Here is a 21771-nt window from a genome sequence, read left to right as displayed (position 1 = left end):
TTATGAACGCTGAGCAGCGTACTGGCCTGTGGCCAGGTTCAAGCAGAAAGGTTATCAATGAGCTGGATTGAACGAATTCTAAATAAAAGTCATATCACACCGACTCGTCGGGCCAACATCCCCGAAGGCGTCTGGACTAAATGTGATAGTTGCGGTCAGGTACTTTACCGCGCTGAGTTGGAACGTAATCTGGAAGTGTGTCCGAAATGTGACCACCATATGCGTTTATCCGCCCGTGCTCGTCTTCACGCTTTTCTGGATACAGAAAACACGGTTGAACTCGGCAGTGAACTGGAACCCAAGGATGTCCTGAAGTTCCGCGACTCCAAAAAGTATAAAGATCGTTTGGCTGCGGCACAGAAGCAGTCCGGCGAGAAAGATGCCATGGTCGTCATGAAAGGCACCCTCCACGGCATGCCCGTCGTGGGCGCGGCTTTCGAATTCTCCTTTATGGGAGGCTCGATGGCGTCGGTGGTCGGCGCGCGCTTTGTGCGTGCGGTAGAGCAAGCGCTGGAAGATAACTGTCCGCTGGTCTGCTTCTCCGCCAGCGGCGGCGCCCGTATGCAGGAAGCGCTGATGTCGCTGATGCAGATGGCGAAAACCAGTGCGGCACTGGCCAAAATGCGCGAACGCGGCCTGCCTTATATCTCCGTGATGACGGACCCGACGATGGGCGGCGTATCCGCCAGTCTGGCGATGCTGGGCGATCTGAACATCGCCGAGCCAAAAGCGTTGATTGGCTTCGCCGGTCCGCGTGTTATCGAACAGACGGTACGCGAGAAACTGCCGCCGGGCTTCCAGCGCAGCGAGTTTCTGGTGGAAAAAGGCGCGATCGATATGATCATTCGTCGCCCTGAGATGCGTTACAAGCTGGCTACGATCCTCGCCAAGCTGACGAACCATCCGGAACCGCAGCCTGAAGTGGAAGAGCCGCGGCCGACCGCTTCGTCTGAATCACAGGATGAAGCCTAACCGATGACGTACGGGGAGCACGGTTGCGACGTGCTCCGTCGCTCCCTGTATCAATGAACCGTAAGTAAGCGAGCGGGTCTCATGGATAACCTTCAAACACCTAAAGCCACGTCGCCTTTGGCCACGTGGCTTTATTATCTGGAACACCTGCACACGCAGGCCATCGAACTTGGTCTGGACCGCATCACACAGGTGGCCGACTCTCTTCAATTGCGCCAGCCCGCCAACACCGTCTTCACCGTCGCAGGCACTAACGGTAAAGGCACCACCTGCCGTACGCTGGAGTCCATTCTGTTGGCTGCCGGGCTGCGGGTAGGCGTCTACAGCTCACCTCATCTATTACGCTACACCGAGCGCGTTCGCATTCAGGGCAAGGAATTGCCGGAAGCGATGCACAGCGAGGCGTTTGCCGTGGTGGAAGCTGGGCGCGATAACGTCTCTTTGACCTATTTCGAATACGGCACGTTGGCGGCGTTACAGCTTTTCAAGCAGGCGCAGCTGGACGTCGTGATCCTTGAAGTCGGTTTGGGCGGTCGTCTGGACGCGACCAACATCGTGGACTCGGACGTCGCTGTCGTGACCAGCATCGCCATCGATCACACCGACTGGCTTGGCCACGATCGCGAAAGCATTGGTCGAGAAAAAGCGGGGATCTTCCGTCACGGCAAACCGGCTGTTGTCGGCGAGCCGGATATGCCTGCATCAATGGCAGATGTCGCGCAGGAGAGAGGCGCTTGTCTGCTGCGTCGCGATGTCGACTGGCGCTACGGCGTGGAAAAGGACGGCTGGTTCTGGGAAAACGCGGAGGGCCGTCTGAGCCATCTGCCCATGCCGAATGTGCCGCTGCCGAATGCCGCAACGGCGCTCGCCGCGCTGAATGCCTCTCCGCTCAAGGTGGAGGAAAGCGCTCTTCGGGACGGCCTGCGGGACGCGACTTTGCCGGGGCGTTTCCAGATTGTCGGCAACAAGCCCTTACTGATTCTGGATGTGGCGCACAACCCGCATGCGGCCGCATACCTGTCCGAACGCTTGGCGGCGTTGCCTCCTCATGGTGTCATCCGCGCCGTTGTCGGCATGCTGTCCGACAAAGATATCGCCAGTACGCTGGAACAGCTTAAGCCACAGGTAGATGTCTGGTATTGCGCGCCGCTAGAAGGGCCGCGCGGCGCCAGCGCGGATCTGCTTACTCAACATCTCGACGGCGGCCGTTCGTATCCCGATGTGGTCTCTGCCTGGCGAGCTGCGATGCAGGACGCCGATGAGCGCGACGTGGTCGTGGTGTGCGGCTCCTTTCATACGGTAGCGCATGTGATGTCCGCGCTTGAAGAAGGAGCGGCGGATGGCGAGTAAATTTCAAAACCGTCTGGTCGGCACCGTCATTTTGGTCGCGCTGGGCGTCATCGTGCTGCCGGGCCTGTTGGACGGCAAGAAAAAACACTATCAGGACGAGTTTGCCGCCATTCCTCTGGTGCCGAAGCCGGAAGACACGCTGGAAGCGGAGTCGCTGCCGCCGATCACTCAGTCGCTGACGCCGCAGTCTCCGGACAGCGCGACGATGCCCGATGGGGATGATGCCGGCGAAGAGATGGAGGGCGCCGATCATGCGGCCAATAGCGCTCCAGACACCGTGGCGCCTCAGAGTGCCACGCCGCCCTCTGCCGACCGGCCTTCCGCGCCGTCGTCGACCCCGGTGGTTCCGCCTCCGGTGAAAGCGGAGCCGAAATCNAAGCCGGAAGTGAAAGCGGAAGCCAAACCGAAGCCAGAGGTCAAACCCGCTCCGCGTCCGGCAGAGAACAAACCGGCCGCCGCGCCGCAGGCCCCGGCAGGGCAGGCTTTCGTCGTGCAGCTGGGCGCATTGAAAAATGCGGACAAGGTGAATGAGATTGTCGCCAAGCTGCGACTCTCTGGATTCCGTGCTTACACGGTGCCGTCTTCGCCCGTCTCCGGGCAGATTACCCGCATTTATGTGGGACCGGACGCCTCGAAGCAGAAGCTACAGTCCTCGCTAAGCGAACTGCAGCAGATCAGCGGGCTGAGCGGTCAGGTGAAAGCGGCGCATTAGCGCGGAACGGGGTCATGAGGAGGCCGGAGTGGTAGATAGCGTTGCGGGGAAAACCCGACGCCATCGCCGTCTTTTTCCGGTATCTTCATGGCCTGTCAGCGGTTTTTAAGTTGGCCGATTGATTGACACATTTAGGGCGGAATTCCGGTACGCAAACGTTTTCTTTTTCTGTTAGAATGCGCCGCGAACAGGATGAGCCGCGTATGTCGATGGTTTTTGTTCATTGAGTAGGATAGTTCATGGTTTGGGTGGATTACGTCATTATCGGCATTATCGGGTTCTCGGCTCTGGTCAGTTTGATTCGAGGATTTGTCCGTGAAGCGCTCTCACTGGTGACCTGGGGATGTGCGTTTTTCATTGCCAGTCACTACTATGGCTATTTGGCGGGGTACTTCACCCGCTTTGAAGATGAACTGGTTCGCAACGGCATCGCTATCGCCATTCTGTTTATTGCGACGTTGATTGTGGGAGCCATCGTCAATTATGCGATAGGCTCTCTGGTTGAGCGAACCGGGCTGTCGGGCACCGATCGTGTGCTGGGCGTTTGCTTTGGCGCCTTGCGCGGGGTCTTGATTGTCTCTGCAATCTTGTTCTTTCTGGACACCTTCACCGGGTTTTCCCAGAGCGTTGACTGGAAGCAGTCCCAGTTGATCCCGCAGTTCAGCTATATCATCAGGTGGTTCTTTGACTACCTGCAAAGCACGTCGAGTTTCTTGCCGCGGCACCTCTAGTCGCGGTAGCGCTGATGAGGAAAAGACAACATGTGCGGTATTGTCGGTATCGCCGGCGTCACGCCGGTCAACCAGTCGATTTATGACGCGTTAACGGTGTTACAACACCGTGGGCAGGATGCCGCAGGCATCGTAACGATAGATGCTCATCACTGTTTTCGCCTGCGTAAGGCAAACGGTCTGGTCAAAGACGTTTTTGAAGCACGGCACATGCAGCGCCTGCAGGGGAATATGGGGCTCGGCCATGTGCGCTATCCCACGGCGGGCAGTTCCAGCGCCTCCGAAGCGCAGCCTTTTTACGTCAACTCTCCTTTCGGCATTACGCTAGCCCACAACGGCAACCTGACCAATGCGCACGAGCTGCGTCAGAAGCTGTTCGAACAGGGCCGCCGCCACGTCAACACGACGTCTGATTCGGAAATTCTGCTCAACATTTTCGCCAAAGAACTGGACCGCTTTCAGCACTATCCGCTGGAGCCTGATAACATTTTCGCCGCTGTTGCCGCCATGCATCAGCAAATCCGTGGCGCCTATGCCTGCGTCAGTATGATTATCGGGCACGGCTTGGTGGCCTTCCGCGATCCCAATGGGATCCGTCCGCTGGTCATCGGTAAACGTACGCTGGAAGACGGGCGCAACGAATATATGGTGGCGTCCGAGAGCGTGGCGCTGGACACGCTGGGCTTTGAGTTCTTGCGCGATGTGGCGCCGGGCGAAGCGATTTACATTACGGATAAAGGCCAGCTTTACACCCGTCAGTGCGCGGAAAACCCCAGACATCATCCGTGCCTGTTCGAGTATGTCTATTTCGCGCGTCCCGACTCGTTTATCGACAAAATTTCGGTCTACAGCGCCCGCGTGCGCATGGGGCAGAAGCTGGGCGAGAAAATCGCGCGCTGCTGGGAAGATCTGGACATCGACGTGGTGATTCCTATTCCGGAAACCTCGTGCGATATCGCGCTGGAAATCGCCCGCATCATCGATAAGCCATACCGTCAGGGCTTTGTGAAAAACCGCTATGTCGGGCGCACGTTTATCATGCCGGGTCAGGAGACGCGGGTGAAATCCGTGCGTCGCAAGCTGAACGCCAACCGCGCTGAGTTCCGTGATAAAAACGTGCTGCTGGTGGATGACTCCATCGTGCGAGGCACTACCTCTCAGCAGATTGTCGAGATGGCAAGGGATGCTGGCGCCAAACGCGTCTATCTCGCATCCGCCGCGCCGGAAATTCGCTTCCCGAACGTTTATGGCATCGATATGCCGAGCGTAAACGAGCTGATCGCCCACGGCAGAGAGGTGGAGGAGATCTGTGAGCTTATCGGCGCCGACGCCCTGATTTTCCAGGATCTGTCAGACCTGGTTGAGGCCGTGCGGGACGACAATCCAGATATCACCCAGTTCGAATGCTCCGTCTTTAACGGCATTTATGTCACGCATGATGTGGATCAGGGCTATCTGGACTATCTTGAAGGTCTGCGTAACGACGATGCTCAGGTGCTGCGCAGCAAGAGCGAAGTCGAAGATCTGGAGATGCATAACGAGGGCTGACGGAACGCTTTACGTTTCCTCCAGTAAGGGAGTGCCTATCGGTACTCCCTTTATTTTTGCGTCTTGCCAATCATGGATGGATGCGGCACAGTCTGCGCTGACGATGTGAATGCAGGTCTATCCTGTTTAAGGAAGGGTATGAAGCGACTGATTATTGGTATTTCTGGCGCCAGTGGAGTGATTTACGGTGTACGCCTGTTACAGGTGCTGCAGCCGTTGGACGAAATAGAAACCCACCTGGTGATGAGCCCGGCTGCACGACAGACGCTGGCTCTGGAAACCGATCTCAGCGTGCGCGACGTTCAGTCGATGGCGGATGTGGTGCATGATTGCCGCGACATCGCCGCCAGCATTTCTTCCGGTTCTTTCAAAACTGCCGGTATGGCGATTTTGCCGTGCTCGATCAAAACGCTGTCCGGCATCGCCCACAGCTATACCGATAGCTTGCTGACCCGCGCGGCGGACGTGATGCTGAAAGAGCGGCGTCCTATCGTGCTGTGCGTACGAGAAACGCCATTGCATTTAGGTCATCTGCGATTGATGACCACGGCAGCCGAAATGGGCGCGGTGATTATGCCGCCGGTGCCTGCGTTTTATCATCGCCCGCAAACTGTGCAAGAAATCATCGATCAAACCGTCAACCGGGTGCTCGACCAATTCGATATTTCCCTGCCGGAAGATCTGTTTACGCGCTGGGGTAGCGCTTAACTGGCTAATTTAGAAACGGAAAAAGGGTAATGTGCGGATGACGCATTAGTCGAAGCAGAGACCCGTCATGCCTTCTTATGTGGCATTGCTCTGTTTCGGTGCGATCATCTGCTTTGTTATGGTGCGAATTATTATTTCCTTCGTTTTTTCCCTGTCCCATCTGACGGTACACCATGGGTAATCAATTGATTATAGAAGTGGAAAACCGCGGGTGACGCCCGTCGCGGCGCTCCCGGACCCTCTCGATAAACTGGCATGAAAACTGCAAAGGTGAAGCCTGTACTACACACATGACTGGCACGATAGCGTTGGTGATTAAAAAGCATTCAAATCTAATCGATCGTGTCGATGTTCCATCACTGGTGATAAGGGTAACTCGATGAAAAGCGGATTGAAGTTTTTACCTTTGGCGTTAATTTTAGCGGCAGGCTCCGCCTTTGCGGCCGTCCCGAAGGAGATCAAAATCGGCACAGACCCCACTTATGCGCCGTTTGAATCCAAAAACGCCAGCGGCGAACTGATCGGGTTCGATATCGATCTGGCTAAAGAGATGTGCAAGCGTATGGAAGCCAAGTGTACGTTTGTTGAAAGCGACTTTGATTCACTGATCCCGTCGCTGAAGGCGAAGAAAATTGACGCCATCATCTCTTCACTCTCCATTACGCAAAAGCGTCTGCAGGAAATCTCGTTCACCGAAAAACTCTATGCCGCTAACGCGCGCCTGATCGCCGCCAAAGGATCTCCGATTCAGCCTAAGTTGGACGCTCTGCGCGGCAAACGCGTCGGCGTCTTGCAGGCTTCCACCCAGGAATCCTACGCTAACGTTCACTGGCAGCCGAAGGGCGTGGATGTCGTGGCTTACCAAAATCAGGATCTGATTTACGCCGATCTGGCGGCGGGACGTATCGATGCCGCGTTCCAGGATGAAGTCGCCGCGAGCGAAGGCTTCCTGAAACAGGATGCGGGTAAAGACTATGCATTTGCCGGACCGGCGGTGAAAGACGATGCGCTGTTCGGCGTGGGCACCGGCATGGGGTTGCGCAAAGATGAAACTGAACTGAAAGCCGCGTTGGACAAGGCTTTCGAATCTATGCGCAAAGACGGAACCTACGACACGCTGGCGAAGAAATATTTCGATTTCAATGTTTATGGCGACTAATCGCCACTGATACGACGTCTGCCTGTGATGCAGGCAGACGGTCTGCTTTCTTTAGAACGGATATCACTGATGCTGCATGGCTACTCTGAACTCATCATTGAGGGTTCACGCCTGACGTTGCAACTGGCCGTCTGCTCGTTGCTGCTGTCGCTGGCGATTGGTCTGGTCGGCGCCAGCGCCAAACTTTCCTCCCGCCGGCTGCTCTCGGGCGTGTTCACCGGCTATACCACCTTGATTCGCGGCATCCCCGATCTGGTTTTGATGCTGTTGATTTTCTACGGATTACAGATTGTGCTGAACGATCTGACGGAAATCATAGGCCTGTCGCAAATCGATATCGATCCGATGGCGGCCGGCATCATAACGCTGGGCTTCATCTACGGCGCCTATTTTACCGAGACGTTTCGCGGCGCTTATCTCGCCGTTTCGCGCGGGGAGATTGAGGCGGCCGTGGCCTTCGGCTTCACGCCGCTGCAGGTCTTTCGACGCATTATGTTTCCGTCGATGATGCGCTTTGCGCTGCCGGGGATCGGCAACAACTGGCAGGTGATTCTGAAAGCCACGGCGCTCGTCTCCCTGCTGGGTCTCAACGATGTCATCAAAGCGACGCAACTGGCAGGAAAGGGGACGCATCAGCCGTTCTACTTTGCGATGGTGGCGGGGGTGATGTACCTGATTTTTACCACTGTCTCCAATGGCGTGCTGTGGTGGTTAGAACGACGCTATTCGCAGGGAGTGAAAAAAGTTAATTATGAGTGAGATCCTGCAACAATACTGGCAGTCCTTGCTGTGGAGCGACGGTTATCGTATGACCGGGCTGGCGATGACGCTGTGGCTGCTGATTATCTCGGTCGTTATCGGCGGCGCCATGGCTATTCCGCTGGCGATCGCACGCGTATCGCCACGGCGACGTTTTTGGCTGCCGGTCTGGACCTTTACCTACATCTTCCGCGGCACGCCGCTGTATGTGCAACTGCTGGTGTTCTACACCGGGGTTTACAGCCTGGAAATCGTTCGCGGAACGGACATGCTGAACGCGTTTTTTCGTAGTGGCATGAACTGCGCCGTTCTGGCGCTGGCGTTGAACACCTGCGCTTACACCACCGAGATTTTCGCGGGCGCCATTCGCTCTATTCCCAGCGGCGAAATCGAAGCGGCGCGGGCCTACGGCTTTTCCCGCTTCAAGCAGTATCGCTGCATTATTTTGCCCGGCGCACTGCGCATCGCGCTGCCGGCGTACAGCAATGAAGTGATTTTAATGCTGCACTCAACGGCGCTGGCTTTCACCGTGACGGTGCCGGACATTCTGAAAATCGCCCGCGACATCAATGCTGCCACCTATCAGCCGTTTTACGCCTTCGGCATCGCGGCCGTCATGTATCTCGCGATTTCGTTCGTGTTGATTGGCCTGTTCCGCAGAGCGGAACGTCGCTGGTTACGTCATCTTCATACCCGCGCCACACACTCATAATGCAGGAAAAGAACATGCAGGACACCAAACTGGTGGTCACAGAACTCCATAAGCGCTATGGGGAGCACGAAGTACTGAAAGGAATCTCATTACAGGCCAGGGCGGGTGACGTTATTTCAATTATCGGCTCATCGGGGTCGGGCAAAAGTACGCTGCTGCGCTGCATCAATTTCCTCGAACGGCCCTATGAAGGGTCCATCCATGTCAATGGGCAGGAAATCCGGATGGTGCGCGATAAAGACGGTCAGCTGAAAATATTCGATAAAAAACAGCTCCAGCTGCTACGGACGCGCTTAACCATGGTGTTCCAGCATTTCAACCTGTGGAGCTTCATGACGGCGCGGGAAAACGTCATGGAAGCGCCCATACAGGTGCTGGGGCTGAGCAAGGCCGAAGCCCGGCAACGGGCGGAGTTTTATTTGAATAAAGTGGGGATTACCGGCGCGTCGCAGGATCGCTATCCGGCCGACCTCTCCGGCGGACAGCAGCAGCGCGTGTCTATTGCCCGCGCGTTGGCGATGGAGCCGGACGTGCTGCTGTTTGATGAGCCGACATCGGCGCTGGATCCCGAACTGGTGGGCGAAGTGTTGCGCATCATGCAGCAACTGGCGGAAGAGGGAAAAACGATGGTGGTGGTGACGCATGAAATGGAGTTTGCACGCCACGTCTCAAACCACGTCATTTTCCTGCATCAGGGCGTTGTGGAAGAAGAGGGGACGCCGGAGCAGCTGTTCGGCAATCCGCAAAGTCCGCGCCTGAAACAGTTTTTGTCAGGCGCGTTGAAGTAGCCGCGTTCGGAGTCTGTGGCTTCAGCCGGTATGGTTGATCAGATTATCGAGCGCTTCATCCAGCTCGAAGAAGCGAAAACCGAAGCCGGCGCTTTCCAGCCGTTGGGGAACGGCGCGTTGTCCGTCGAGGATCAGCGTCGCCGCTTCTCCCATCATCAGCTTCAGCGCGAAAGCCGGCGCGCGCAGTATGCCCGGCCGATGTAGCACGTGAGCCAGGATCGCGCTGAACTTCTCGTTTCGCGCCGGGTAGGGTGAGCAGAAGTTGAAAGGGCCGCGCAACTCCGGAGACTCCAGCAAATAAAGAATACCGTTCACCATATCGTCGATATGAATCCAGGCCATGTACTGTTTGCCTGACCCCATCGGCCCGCCCAATCCCAATCGGAAGATCGGCAGCATTTTCGCCAGCGCTCCGCCCTCGGTGGACAGGACGATGCCCGTGCGCACCAGGCAGACGCGTGTTTTGTCGCTTTCAGCTGCCTGAGCCAACGTTTCCCAACGGGCGCACAGGCGGTGAGTAAACTCATCGTGCGGGGTTTCATCCTCGGTCACCAGAGCCTGTCCCTGATTGCCGTAAAAACCCACGGCTGAACCTGAAATCAGTACCGAAGGGGGCGTCGCGCTGTTCTTAATCAGCGTCGCCAACTGCTCGGTCAGTTTCCAGCGGCTTTGGCAGAGCAGCTCTTTCTGTTCGGGCGTCCAACGCTTGTCGGCAATCGGCGCGCCAGCCAGATTGATGACGGCATCGAACTCATCCAAAGACGTTTTGCCTTCCAGACTGGGCCAGTAATTGACCTGATCGCCTAAAGCGGCGCGTGCTTTTTCCGGACTGCGGGTCAGCACGGTAATGGTATGTGAGAGCGTCAGTAGCCGCTGAATCAGGTACCGGCCGATGAGTCCGGTTCCGCCTGTGATTAAAAGTCGCATCCTAAAGCCTCGCTGCATGTCGAAATGAGGTCATCGCCGTAACCCACAAAAGATAAACTAACGATAAGTATAAGGGACCATGCTCTTTTTGCTGGCGTGGTCGCCAATTTAGCGAAGCTCATCGCACGCTTTTCATGCTGTCGGGGTGAAGAGCGAGTGAATCGACAAACTTTGCCGTTATTAGCCGCTAAGCATCGTGGGGGTTTTTGGTAAACTCATCGGCAGAACAGTTTACGATCCTTTGGGAGTACGCTATGAAACTGATGTTTGCCTCCGATCTGCACGGCTCGCTGGCCGCCACGGAAAAAGTGCTGGAAACTTTCGAACACTCTGAAGCACGTTGGCTGATACTGCTGGGTGATTTTCTGAATCACGGCCCTCGCAATCCGTTGCCGGAAAACTATCAACCTGCGCAGGTGGCCGCACGTCTCAATGAGTACGCGTCCCGCATCATTGCCGTACGCGGTAACTGCGACAGTGAAGTCGATCAGATGCTGCTGCATTTCCCTATCACCGCGCCCTGGCAGCAAGTGCTATTGCCGACGAACCGACTCTTCCTGACCCACGGACATCTGTATAATCCAGACCAGCAGCCGCCATTACATCACGGCGATGTGCTGGCCTACGGCCATACGCATATTCCTCAGGCGGAACGTCGCGGCGAGATTTACTGCTTCAATCCCGGTTCCGTCAGCCTGCCCAAAGGCGGTTACCCAGCGAGCTACGGCCTGTTGGACGAAGGGGTGTTGCAGGTTGTGCCATTGGAAGGGGGTGACCCTATTGCGCAGGTGGCAATTACAAACTAATTTAGCTTTACGCTTCTTGAAGGTCGTGGTGGCGTCAGTACCGCATGTTGGCGGGCTGTAGAGACCAGACCGTGATTTCATGCCTGGCTGTGAGAAAAATAATGCGCGATCGAGAGATCTTGTGAAAGGCAGCCGGGGCCGATTATTTAATAACAAGTGCGCGTGATATCGCGTCAAGGCAAGGGTTTCAGAGGATGGCGGAACAAATTCAGACCACGGGTACAGAGTGGGTGGATATCGTTAGCGAAGATAACGAAGTCATCGGGCAGGCTAGCCGCCAACAGATGCGCGCTCAACGTCTGCGCCATCGCGCGACCTACATCGTCGTTCACAACGGGATGGGGCAGGTTCTGGTGCAGCGTCGCACAGACACGAAGGATTTCTATCCGGGATGGCTGGATGCCACGGCAGGCGGCGTGGTGCAAAGCGGCGAAAACATGCTGGAATCTGCCCGCCGAGAAGCAGAAGAAGAGCTGGGCATTGCCGGAGTACCGCTGGCTGAGCATGGGCTGTTTTACTACGAAAGCGAAGACTGCCGCGTATGGGGCGCGTTGTTCAGCTGCGTCAGCCACGGACCATTCGCGCTACAGGAAGAAGAAGTCGCGGAAGTCAGTTGGTCGACGCCGGAAGAGATCACGGCGCGTTGCGACGAGTTCACGCCGGATTCGCTGAAGGCGCTGTCGCTCTGGCTCAGTCGTAATACGGCTGGTGAACGCATGGCGTCCGCCCCGCGCACGACGAAACCACAGGCGGAGAAGACCGCGAAGACGGACGACGGCGAGTCGGACGCGACGGACGAGGCATAACGCGCGCCGCGAAGACTGTTCACGGGCGAATAATCAGCGGTAGTTTGCGCTTTGCAAATCGCCGCGACTGATGATCTTTCTATGCCCAAGCCCCGGACTCCTGAGCCGAGCCATAAAAAAACGCCAGTTCATTGCTGAACTGGCGTTTTTTGTGCGTGGTTAGCGCAACTTACTGAGCGATCTGCGTGGCCTGAATGGCGGTCAGCGCGACGGTATAGACGATATCGTCAACCAGTGCGCCGCGAGACAGATCGTTCACCGGCTTACGCATACCCTGCAGCATCGGCCCGATGGAGATCAGGTCCGCGGAACGCTGTACGGCTTTGTAGGTGGTGTTACCGGTGTTCAGATCCGGGAAGATGAACACGGTAGCCTGACCTGCGACCGGCGAGTTCGGCGCTTTGGATTTCGCAACGTCGGCCATGATGGCGGCGTCATACTGCAACGGACCGTCGATGATCAGGTCAGGACGTTTTTCCTGAGCGATACGGGTCGCGTCGCGGACTTTCTCAACGTCGCTGCCCGCGCCGGAATTACCGGTGGAGTAGGAGATCATCGCCACGCGCGGGTCAACGCCAAAGGCGGCGGCGGAGTCGGCGGACTGAATCGCGATTTCAGCCAGCTGTTCTGCGGTCGGATCCGGGTTGATAGCGCAGTCGCCATAGACCAGAACCTGTTCCGGCAGCAGCATGAAGAAGACGGAAGACACCAGAGAGCTGCCCGGCGCCGTTTTGATCAGCTGCAGCGGCGGACGGATGGTGTTGGCCGTGGTGTGAACCGCACCGGAAACCAGACCGTCGACTTCGTTTTGCTCCAGCATCAGCGTACCCAGCACGACGTTGTCTTCCAGCTGTTCACGGGCGACGACTTCGGTCATGCCTTTGTTTTTACGCAGCTCGACCAGACGCGGGACATAACGTTCGCGTACGGCGACCGGATCGACGATTTCGATGCCCTGGCCCAGCTCTACGCCCTGAACGGCGGCGACACGCTGAATCTCTTCCGGGTTACCCAGCAGGACGCAGTGAGCGATACCACGTTCGGCACAAATGGCCGCCGCTTTGATGGTGCGCGGCTCGTCGCCTTCTGGCAGAACGATGCGTTTGCCAGCTTTACGCGCCAGTTCAGTCAACTGGTAACGGAAGGCTGGCGGAGACAGACGGCGCGAACCTTCAGAGGCCGCAGACAGAGACTCAATCCACTCCGTGTTGATGAAGCGAGCGATATACTCCTGCACTTTTTCCACACGCTGGTGGTCGTCGGCAGGCACTTCCAGGCTGAAGCTTTGCAGCGTCAGCGAGGTCTGCCAGGTGTTGGTTTCTACCATGAAGACAGGCAGGCCGGTCTGGAATGCGCGTTCGCACAGGGCGCTGATGCTCGGGTCCATTTCGTAGCCGCCGGTCAGCAGCAGGGCGCCGATTTCCACGCCGTTCATGGCCGCCAGGCTGGCTGCAACCAAGACGTCGGGACGATCTGCCGAGGTCACCAGCAGGGAACCCGGACGGAAGTGCTCCAACATGTTGGGAATGCTGCGTGCGCAGAAGGTCACGGATTTGATGCGGCGTGTTTCGATATCGCCGGCATTGATGACGCGGGCGTTCAAATGTTTGGCCATATCCACCGCGCGGGTGGCGATCAGGTCAAAGCTCCACGGAATGCAGCCCAGCACCGGCAGCGGGCTGTTGGCGAACAGCTGCTTAGGATCGATGTTGGCGACGTTTGCCTTGGTGGAATCATCGAAAATTTCCGACAGATCCGGGCGAGTACGGCCTTGCTCGTCAACCGGCGCGTTCAGCTTGTTGATGATGACGCCGGTGATGTTCTGGTTTTTGCTGCCGCCGAAGCTGGAGCGAGCCAGTTCGATACGCTCTTTCAACTGATCGGCGGAATCGTTGCCCAGCGCCGTTACGAAAACGATTTCCGCATTCAGCGTTTTGGCGATTTCGTAGTTCAGCGCGTTGGCGAACTGATGCTTACGGGTCGGAACCAGACCTTCTACCAGCACCACGTCGGCATCTTGGGTGTTTTCGTGGAAGCGGGCGATGATCTCTTCCAGCAGAACGTCCTGTTGGTTGGTGCTCAGCAGCGTTTCCACGTGGCTCATCTGCAGCGGTTCTGCGGCGTTGATCGCAGAGTTGGCGCGGATGATAGCGGTGGTCTGATCCAAAACCTGCTCTTCAGAACGGGGCTGGGCGATGGGTTTGAACAAGCTCAGGCGGACGCCTTTCTGCTCCATGGAACGAATGACACCCAGGCTGACGCTGGTCAGACCCACACTGGTGCCAGTTGGAATCAACATGATTGTACGGGACACGGCTTAACCTCTTTGCGGTTGCTCGTTGCTCAAAAACAACTCCGTCAGCCTGAGCTGACGGAGTTAGGATACTGATTTTTCGGTTACGCGGTCAGGCGGAGTGCGTCCTGCGCGATAACCAGCTCTTCGTTGGTCGGAATGACCAGAGCCGGGCGGCTGCCATCTTTGCTGATGTTGCCGCTCTTGCCGAAGCGTGCTGCCAGGTTGCGCTCGTGGTCGATTTCGAAGCCCAGCAGACCCAGCTGTTTCAGGGTCAGTTCGCGAACCATGGCCGCATTTTCACCGATGCCGCCAGTGAAGATTACCGCGTCCAGACGACCTTCCATCAGGGCGCTGTAGGCACCGATGTATTTCGCCAGGCGGTGGCAGAAGACGTTCATGGCGCGTTTAGCGTCAGGTTTCGTTTCGTAGTTGTCTTCAACATAACGGCAGTCGCTGGTGACTTCGGTCAGACCCTGCAGGCCAGACTCTTTGGTCAGCATTTTGTTGATGTCGTCGACGCTCATGCCCAGCGCGTCGTGCAGGTGGAACACGATTGCCGGGTCGATGTCGCCGCTACGGGTGCCCATCACCAGACCTTCCAGCGGCGTCAGCCCCATGGAGGTATCCACGCATTTACCGTTGCGGATAGCGGAAACAGAACCGCCGTTGCCCAGATGGCAGGTGATGACGTTCAGTTCATCAAGCGGTTTGTTCAACGCTTTAGCGGCTTCCTGAGACACATAGAAGTGGCTGGNGCCGTGCGCGCCGTAACGACGGATATGGTGTTCGGTGTACAGTTTGTACGGCAGAGCATACAGGTAGGCTTCTTCCGGCATGGTCTGATGGAACGCGGTGTCGAAAACGGCCACGTTCTTGTTAGCCAGGTTCGGGAAAGATTTCAGGGCTTCGGCGATACCGATCAGATGAGCCGGGTTGTGCAGCGGCGCAAACGGAACGGCATCTTTAATGCCTTGCAGAACGTTGCTGTCGATCACCGCGGACTGGGTGAATTTCTCGCCGCCGTGGACGATACGGTGGCCGATAGCAACCAGCTGAGCGGAAAGCTCTGGTTTCTGGCTGAGGATGGTGTTGACGATGAAGTTCAGCGCTTCGCTGTGAGCTGCGCCAGCACCCAGATCGGCTTCCTGTTTGCCTCCATCCAATTTCCATTTGATGCGTGCTTCGGGAAGGTGGAAACATTCGGCCAGGCCAGACAGGTATTCGTCCCCGTTGACGGCATCAATGATGGCAAACTTGAGGGATGAGCTACCACAGTTTAGAACCAGGACTAACTTACTCGACATGGAGGTACCTACTTGTTATACATGGTTAAAGAAATATCATGCGGCGCGCAGCATAGCGCGTAACGCGGATGACATTTATGATTAACATCATGGCTTGGTAGAATTTACCAGACATGACAATATAAAGTGTCGACGTCACGCGGCGCTTTTAATACCCAATGCGGTGTGACGGTGACATCGACGCTGTGAAACTTTGCAGTTGCCGGGCAAGATAAAGCTGACTTGGGGTGGGATTTGGCCTCACCAGTCAGAGGCGGAGGTCCGCCACCACGCCTTAAAATGCAGTGCGGCAAAAGGCCGGAATTAGGATACCGATAGCGTTCGTTAAACACAAAATATATTTTAAGGTTATTAATTTTAGTTGGTGATTTGTACGGATTTTTTTATTTTTTATACATGAAGTTGAGGTGTGTTATGACGACAAATCCTACCGGTAAAGCGGGCTGGTTCAAGTTGCTGCAACTGGGCCAGCACTATATGAAGACCTGGCCTGCAGACAAGCGTTTGGCCCCGCTGTTTCCAGAGAACCGCGTCGTACGCACCACACTTTTCGCTATTCGTTTCATGCCGCCGCTCGCCGTGTTTACGCTCTCCTGGCAGGTCGCTCTGGGCGGTCAGCTGGGTCCGGTGGTGGCGACCGCGCTGTTCGCGTTGAGTCTCCCTATGCAGGGATTGTGGTGGCTGGGCCGTCGCGCCATCACGCCATTGCCGCCTTCCTTATTACAGTGGTTCCATGACATTCGCCAACGATTGCAGGAAGCCGGACTCGCTCTGGCGCCGCTCGAAGAAAAGCCGACGTACCAGATGTTGGCAGACGTACTTAAACGCGCCTTCAAACAGCTAGACAAGACCTTTCTCGACGATCTTTGATGTGGGTCTCGTTTTACCCACACGCTATTTCCCTTCGATACCGTTCTAAATCAAAAACTGCCTTGCCGGGAGTATGCGATTATTCTCCTCACATTTACCTTGGCGGAAGGGGGTGATGGAGAGCGCCGTGGACATAACCAATGCCCAACGATTATTCCTGTCAAATCAATATCAAGCCATGACTATGCGGGACCGCGAAGAACCGGAAGCGGTATCGGCGGTGACGGACTATTATTGAGCAAGGCTTTGTCCTGTAAATGCGTGAATTTAACCTTGAGTTCGGCGATTTAAACGAAGCGGTTTGCCGTATCCTGATCAACCGTGATGGACATATGCATACACAGCAGGTTGCGCGAAGCAACGTGTCTCGAACACCCGCTATCCGCAAACGCCGAATGAGGGCGCCGGGCGTGAACGCAGCCACAAAGATCCGCCGTCCGGGTTCACTTCATCGTGCAAACGGGAAGGCGTTACCTGCATTGCGACGTCAGCACGCACGGCTTCAACGCTCAAACCAAAATGTGGGATAAATATTCGGGCATGCCCAACGTGTGGCTTGCCTGTCCGCGCCACTATCATTTCAGCGCGGTGGCCGTTTCATAAATCGTCAATGCCTGATAAATCAGAGAGGNTAGCGGTGGAAGTTAAAGGTTTTCTGTTCGATCTGGACGGTACATTGGTCAACTCTCTTCCTGTCGTTGAAAACGCCTGGCGCTGGTGGGCGGAGGGGCAAGGTCTCGATTCTCAGGAGGTCCTTGATTTCATTCATGGCAAGCAAGCCATCACGTCGTTACGTCACTTTCTTCACGATAAAAGCGAAGCGGAAATCCAGCACGCCTACCAAGTCTTGGAAGAGAGAGAATCCACGGATCTGGAGGGTATTACCGCTATGCCGGGCGCGCAGGCATTGTTGCAGCGTCTTGAGGCGCTCAATGTACCTTGGGCTATCGTTACCTCAGGCTCCGTGCCGATAGCCCATGCCCGCCACAAAGCCGCAGGGTTATTGATGCCGCGTCACTTCGTGACCGCTGAACGAGTCGAGAATGGAAAACCGCATCCGGACGCCTATCTGCTTGGCGCACAGCTGTTAGGCCTTGACCCACAGGCGTGCGCCGTGGTCGAGGATGCGCCCGCCGGAATACAGTCTGGCCTTGCCGCTAAGGCGAAAGTCATCGCCGTCAATGCGCCGTCGGACACGCCCGATTTAGACAAAGTCGATATGGTGCTGCGCTCGTTGGAGCTGCTGGATGTGACCCCCGGCGATGCGGCTTTCGTCGTCACCGCGTCACGTTGAAGGCAACGAGAGGGGGGCGGGAATAAAATGATAAACCTTGCTTTTGCAGGGTTTTTTTATGTCATGCTGAATGGTCGGTTTCAAGGATTGCCACTAACAGGAGGTGCTAGTGACCCGTGAGTTGCTATGGGTGTTGACGCTGTTGTTCATCGCCATCGTTTTGTTCGCCACCAACAAATTGCGAATGGACGTTGTCGCACTGCTGGTCATCATTGCGTTTGTATTAAGCGGCACGTTGACGTTGCCGGAAGCGTTGATGGGGTTTAGCGATCCGAACGTGATACTGATTGCCGCCCTGTTTGTCATCGGAGAGGGCCTGGTTCGAACCGGTGTTGCTTATCAGGTGGGTGACTGGCTGATGCATGTCGCCGGCGAAAGTGAAGTCCGTATGCTGGTGCTGCTCATGCTGACCGTCGCCGGGCTGGGTGCGTTTATGAGTTCCACCGGCGTTGTGGCGATTTTCATTCCGGTGGTACTCAATGTTGCCGCGCGCATGAAAAGTTCGCCTGCCCGGCTGCTGATGCCCTTAAGCTTTGCTGGCCTGATCAGCGGCATGATGACTCTGGTCGCTACGGCGCCCAACATGGTGGTGAACAGCGAACTGATGCGGAACGATATCGCGGGTTTCGGTTTTTTCGGCATGACGCCCATCGGCATAGTGGTCTTGCTGGTGGGAATTGGCTACATGCTGGTGGCGCGTTTCTGGCTGGGCAGTAACGACAGCGGCGATAATAAAGAAGTCTGGAAGCGAAAGACATTTCGGGATCTCATCCGCGACTACAAACTCACCGGACGAGCGCGGCGGCTCGCGATTCGAAGCGGTTCGCCCTTTGTCGGCCAGCGGTTGGACGATCTTAATCTGCGCCAGCGTTTCGGCGCCAACGTCGTCGGCATTGAGCGCTGGCGCAAGTTCAGACGCGTCATGATCAGCGTCGCGGTGAATACGGAACTACGTCTGAACGATGTCTTGTTGATCGATATGTCGGCTTCCGACGTCGATCTGCGCGAATTTTGCGCTACGCATATGCTGGAGCCCATGGTGTTGCGCGGCGAATATTTCTCTGAGCAGGCGCGTGATGTCGGCATGGCGGAAGTGTCGTTAATCCCGGACTCGGAGCTGGTGGGAAAAACGCTCCAGGACGCCATGTTTCGTAGCCGATATGGCCTGACGGTGGTGGGGATTCGGCGCAATGGCGAAGCGCTGGACGGCGCGTTGTCGAATGAGCCGCTGCAGTTGGGCGATATCCTGCTGGTGATTGGAGACTGGCGTAATATTCGCCAGCTCTATCAGCAGAAGCAGAATTTCATCGTACTGAATTTACCGGCCGAGGTGGACGAGGTAGCGCCCGCGAAAAGCCAGGCGCCTCACGCGCTGTTTTGCCTCGCGTTGATGATCGCCATGATGCTGACCGATGAAATCCCCAATGCGGTTGCCGCGCTGATTGCCTGCCTGATGATGGGGCAATTTCGCTGCATCGACATGGAGAGCGCCTATCGCGCCGTGCACTGGCCGAGCCTGATGCTCATTATCGGCATGATGCCTTTTGCGCTGGCGCTGGAGAAAACGGGTGGTGTGGCGTTGATCGTAAAAGGATTAATGGACGTGGCGGGGGACGCCGGACCGCAGATGATGCTGGCCTGCTTGTTCGTGCTGTGTGCGGTGATCGGTCTATTCATTTCGAATACCGCGACGGCGGTGCTCATGGCGCCCATCGCCATCGCCGCGGCCGATCAGATGCAGGTGTCGCCTTATCCGTTCGCCATGATTATCGCGATCGCCGCTTCAGCGGCATTTATGACGCCCGTCTCCTCACCGGTAAATACGTTGGTGTTGGCGCCGGGTGGATATCGGTTCGGCGACTTTCTTAAAATCGGGGTGCCTTTCACGGTACTCGTCATGGGCGTGAGCGTCGTGATGATCCCGTGGCTCTATCCGTTCTCCCCGTTATAGCGGGGAGTCCTGGCTAATTTCATCCAGAGAGAGACTGAAGCTGGGAATGAAGACGGTCATAAAATAGTCCATTTCGGGGCTGTGTCGTTGTTGCAGCGTTTTTTCCAGACGCGCTTTAGCCAATACGAATTCGTTATTGCCCGCCGACAGCTCCTCCAGACATTTCAGGTAGGCGCACAGCGCGTCTGCCTGTTTGACCACGGCATGCTCTTCCTCGCTGGTATAGGCGTCATCCAGCAGCATGCGATAGTCTTCCTGAAGTTCGCTCGGCAGCATATCGATGAGCTTCTGCTGGGCGATTTTCTCTATCTTTTTATACTCGTGGGCCATCTGGGCGTTGTAGTACTTGATGGGTGTCGGCATATCGCCGGTCAGCACTTCGCTGGCATCGTGGTACATCGCAAGCAGGGCGATACGTTCGGCATTGAGATCCCCGCCGAATTTACGGTTTCTGATCACGGCGAGCGCATGGGCCACGAAAGCGACCTGCAAACTGTGCTCCGAGACGTTTTCCGTGCGTACATTGCGCATCAGCGGCCAGCGGTTAATCAGCTTTAGACGGGATAAATGGGCGAAGAAATGACTTTGAACCATAGCACTCTCTCAATACGCGGAGGGAAAAACCATTGTGGTCGCTCGACGAGGAATTAGCAACTCAGCCCCGAGACTCTGGGGAGAGAATCGGATGAAAAAACGGGCGGCGCCATAAGGCGTCGCCCGTCCGATGGATTTATCGGCACGATTACTGGTGGTAGTGTTCGAGGAAACGCCCCAGCTTGTGCACGGCCATGTCCAGTTCATCGACGCGGGGCAGCGTCACGATGCGAACATGGTCCGGCTCCGGCCAGTTGAACGCGCTGCCTTGCACCAGCAGCACCTTTTCCTGCAGCAGCAGATCCAGCACCAGCTTCTGGTCGTCGTGGAGATTGAAACGCTTCGCATCAATACGCGGGAACATATATAAAGCACCGGACGGCTTCACGCAGGAGACGCCGGGAATGTCGTTAATCAGTTCCCAGGCGCGATTGCGCTGTTCGTACAGACGGCCGCCGGGGCGGATAAATTCACTGATGCTTTGATAGCCCCCGAGCGCTGTCTGAATGGCGTGCTGCATGGGGACGTTGGCGCACAGACGCATCGAAGCCAGCATCTCCAGCCCTTCTATATACCCTTTGGCATGCTTCTTGGGACCGTTCAATACCATCCATCCCTGACGAAAACCCGCAACGCGATAGGTTTTAGATAGACCGTTAAAGGTCACCGTCAGCAGGTCAGGCGCCAGCGCCGCAATGGAGTGGTGCTGGGCTTCGTCGTACAGAATCTTGTCGTAGATCTCATCGGCGAAAATGATCAGATCGTTTTGACGGGCGATCTCGACGATCTCCATCAACAGCGCTTTGCTATACACGGCGCCAGTCGGGTTGTTCGGGTTGATGATGACGATACCGCGAGTGTTCGGCGTGATTTTTTTGCGGATATCATCCAGGTCGGGAAACCAGCCGGACTCTTCGTCGCAGCGATAATGCACGGCTTTACCATTCGACAGCGATACGGCGGCGGTCCATAAAGGATAGTCCGGCGCTGGCACCAGCATTTCGTCTCCGTTATTCAGGAGAGCCTGCATGGACTGTACGATAAGTTCGGACACGCCGTTGCCGATATAAACGTCTTCGACGGTGATATCGCGCAGACCGCGCGCCTGGTAGTGCTGCACGATAGCCTTGCGAGCGGAGTAGAGTCCTTTCGAGTCGCAATAGCCTTGCGCGGTGGGCAGGTTCCTAATCACGTCAACCAGAATCTCGTCGGGGGCTTCAAAGCCGAACGGTGCTGGGTTGCCAATGTTGAGTTTAAGAACTTTATTGCCTTCCTCTTCCAACCTCTTGGCTTCTTTTAACACCGGACCACGGATGTCATAACAAACATTTTCCAATTTCTTGGATTTTTCGATAGGGGACATTTAACAAACCTTGTACAGGAAGGTTCCTGAATAGTAGACGCTTAATCGGCCTAATGTACTCTTACTGACGCTGATTTTGAAGAATGATCCTAAATGAATGACTCATCTCAAAAACGGTGAC

At 56.2% G+C, this 21771-nt stretch carries 20 protein-coding genes and 1 pseudogene; 16 read left to right on the top strand and 5 right to left on the bottom strand.

Features of this window, described 5'->3' with window-relative positions:
* Positions 1–57 precede the first annotated feature (57 nt).
* The 10 genes from accD to hisP all read left to right on the top strand — a co-directional run bounded on the left by accD (position 58) and on the right by hisP (position 9439).
* A complete protein-coding gene (gene accD, locus SB13_RS08565) occupies positions 58–972 on the top strand; it encodes an acetyl-CoA carboxylase, carboxyltransferase subunit beta (RefSeq protein ID WP_026739947.1) in 915 nt (304 codons plus the stop codon).
* Positions 973–1053: 81 nt separating this feature from the next.
* The gene (gene folC, locus SB13_RS08560) at positions 1054–2322 is read left to right on the top strand and encodes a bifunctional tetrahydrofolate synthase/dihydrofolate synthase (RefSeq protein ID WP_026739946.1); all 1269 of its coding nucleotides are present in this window, start codon (positions 1054–1056) and stop codon (positions 2320–2322) included.
* Positions 2312–3034, top strand: a complete 723-nt coding sequence (dedD, locus tag SB13_RS08555; protein WP_026739945.1) for a cell division protein DedD — start codon at positions 2312–2314, stop codon at positions 3032–3034. The genes folC and dedD overlap by 11 nt, the downstream gene beginning before the upstream one ends.
* A 239-nt stretch (positions 3035–3273) precedes the next feature.
* The gene (gene cvpA / locus SB13_RS08550; protein ID WP_026739944.1) at positions 3274–3765 is read left to right on the top strand and encodes a colicin V production protein; all 492 of its coding nucleotides are present in this window, start codon (positions 3274–3276) and stop codon (positions 3763–3765) included.
* Positions 3766–3795: 30 nt separating this feature from the next.
* The gene (gene purF, locus SB13_RS08545; RefSeq protein WP_026739943.1) at positions 3796–5313 is read left to right on the top strand and encodes an amidophosphoribosyltransferase; all 1518 of its coding nucleotides are present in this window, start codon (positions 3796–3798) and stop codon (positions 5311–5313) included.
* A gap of 138 nt (positions 5314–5451) precedes the next feature.
* A complete protein-coding gene (locus tag SB13_RS08540; protein ID WP_026739942.1) occupies positions 5452–6021 on the top strand; it encodes a UbiX family flavin prenyltransferase in 570 nt (189 codons plus the stop codon).
* Between the two features lie 379 nt (positions 6022–6400).
* Entirely contained in the window at positions 6401–7180 is a 780-nt protein-coding gene (gene argT / locus SB13_RS08535; protein ID WP_026739941.1) for a lysine/arginine/ornithine ABC transporter substrate-binding protein ArgT, read from the top strand.
* Positions 7181–7249: 69 nt separating this feature from the next.
* Positions 7250–7939, top strand: coding sequence for a histidine ABC transporter permease HisQ (locus tag SB13_RS08530; protein WP_026739940.1), 690 nt, complete (start codon positions 7250–7252; stop codon positions 7937–7939).
* On the top strand, positions 7932–8651 hold the full coding sequence (locus tag SB13_RS08525) for an ABC transporter permease (RefSeq protein WP_026739939.1): 720 nt from the start codon (positions 7932–7934) through the stop codon (positions 8649–8651). Before SB13_RS08530 ends, SB13_RS08525 begins: the two co-directional genes overlap by 8 nt.
* A 14-nt stretch (positions 8652–8665) precedes the next feature.
* Positions 8666–9439 (top strand): histidine ABC transporter ATP-binding protein HisP, encoded by a 774-nt coding sequence (gene hisP / locus SB13_RS08520; RefSeq protein ID WP_036150551.1) that lies wholly within the window; start codon positions 8666–8668, stop codon positions 9437–9439.
* A 21-nt stretch (positions 9440–9460) separates the two neighbouring features.
* On the opposite strand, the gene SB13_RS08515 is transcribed toward hisP, so the two are convergent.
* Positions 9461–10366, bottom strand: coding sequence for a TIGR01777 family oxidoreductase (locus tag SB13_RS08515; RefSeq protein ID WP_026739937.1), 906 nt, complete (start codon positions 10364–10366; stop codon positions 9461–9463).
* A gap of 254 nt (positions 10367–10620) precedes the next feature.
* On the opposite strand from SB13_RS08515, the gene yfcE reads away from it, so the two are divergent.
* Entirely contained in the window at positions 10621–11172 is a 552-nt protein-coding gene (yfcE, locus tag SB13_RS08510) for a phosphodiesterase (protein ID WP_026739936.1), read from the top strand.
* A 194-nt stretch (positions 11173–11366) separates the two neighbouring features.
* Positions 11367–11978, top strand: coding sequence for an NUDIX hydrolase YfcD (gene yfcD / locus SB13_RS08505; protein ID WP_051616511.1), 612 nt, complete (start codon positions 11367–11369; stop codon positions 11976–11978).
* A gap of 169 nt (positions 11979–12147) precedes the next feature.
* Here the strand turns inward: yfcD and pta are convergent, their stop codons facing one another.
* A complete protein-coding gene (gene pta / locus SB13_RS08500; protein ID WP_026739935.1) occupies positions 12148–14292 on the bottom strand; it encodes a phosphate acetyltransferase in 2145 nt (714 codons plus the stop codon).
* A gap of 83 nt (positions 14293–14375) precedes the next feature.
* Positions 14376–15578 carry an acetate kinase gene (gene ackA, locus SB13_RS08495; protein WP_026739934.1) on the bottom strand — a complete coding sequence of 401 codons (1203 nt, stop codon included), beginning with the start codon at positions 15576–15578 and terminating at the stop codon, positions 14376–14378.
* Positions 15579–15992: 414 nt separating this feature from the next.
* On the opposite strand from ackA, the gene yfbV reads away from it, so the two are divergent.
* From yfbV to SB13_RS08480, 4 genes and pseudogenes are all read left to right on the top strand, one after another.
* The gene (gene yfbV / locus SB13_RS08490; protein ID WP_026739933.1) at positions 15993–16448 is read left to right on the top strand and encodes a terminus macrodomain insulation protein YfbV; all 456 of its coding nucleotides are present in this window, start codon (positions 15993–15995) and stop codon (positions 16446–16448) included.
* Between the two features lie 127 nt (positions 16449–16575).
* Positions 16576–17051 (top strand): annotated as a pseudogene (locus SB13_RS17280) (YfbU family protein).
* 34 nt (positions 17052–17085) lie between these two features.
* A complete protein-coding gene (locus SB13_RS08485; RefSeq protein ID WP_026739932.1) occupies positions 17086–17742 on the top strand; it encodes a sugar phosphatase in 657 nt (218 codons plus the stop codon).
* A gap of 109 nt (positions 17743–17851) precedes the next feature.
* A complete protein-coding gene (locus SB13_RS08480) occupies positions 17852–19693 on the top strand; it encodes an SLC13 family permease (RefSeq protein ID WP_036150553.1) in 1842 nt (613 codons plus the stop codon).
* Here SB13_RS08480 and yfbR read toward each other — a convergent pair.
* Both yfbR and SB13_RS08470 read right to left on the bottom strand, forming a co-directional pair.
* Positions 19688–20287, bottom strand: a complete 600-nt coding sequence (yfbR, locus tag SB13_RS08475; protein ID WP_026739930.1) for a 5'-deoxynucleotidase — start codon at positions 20285–20287, stop codon at positions 19688–19690. The two genes, SB13_RS08480 and yfbR, sit on opposite strands and share 6 nt — an antisense overlap.
* 148 nt (positions 20288–20435) lie before the next feature.
* The gene (locus tag SB13_RS08470) at positions 20436–21650 is read right to left on the bottom strand and encodes a pyridoxal phosphate-dependent aminotransferase (RefSeq protein ID WP_026739929.1); all 1215 of its coding nucleotides are present in this window, start codon (positions 21648–21650) and stop codon (positions 20436–20438) included.
* Positions 21651–21771 lie beyond the last annotated feature (121 nt).

The organism is Lonsdalea quercina subsp. quercina (assembly GCF_000688695.1).
In the GTDB taxonomy this organism is placed as follows: domain Bacteria; phylum Pseudomonadota; class Gammaproteobacteria; order Enterobacterales; family Enterobacteriaceae; genus Lonsdalea; species Lonsdalea quercina_D.
This window is presented reverse-complemented; position numbering and strand designations above follow the sequence as displayed.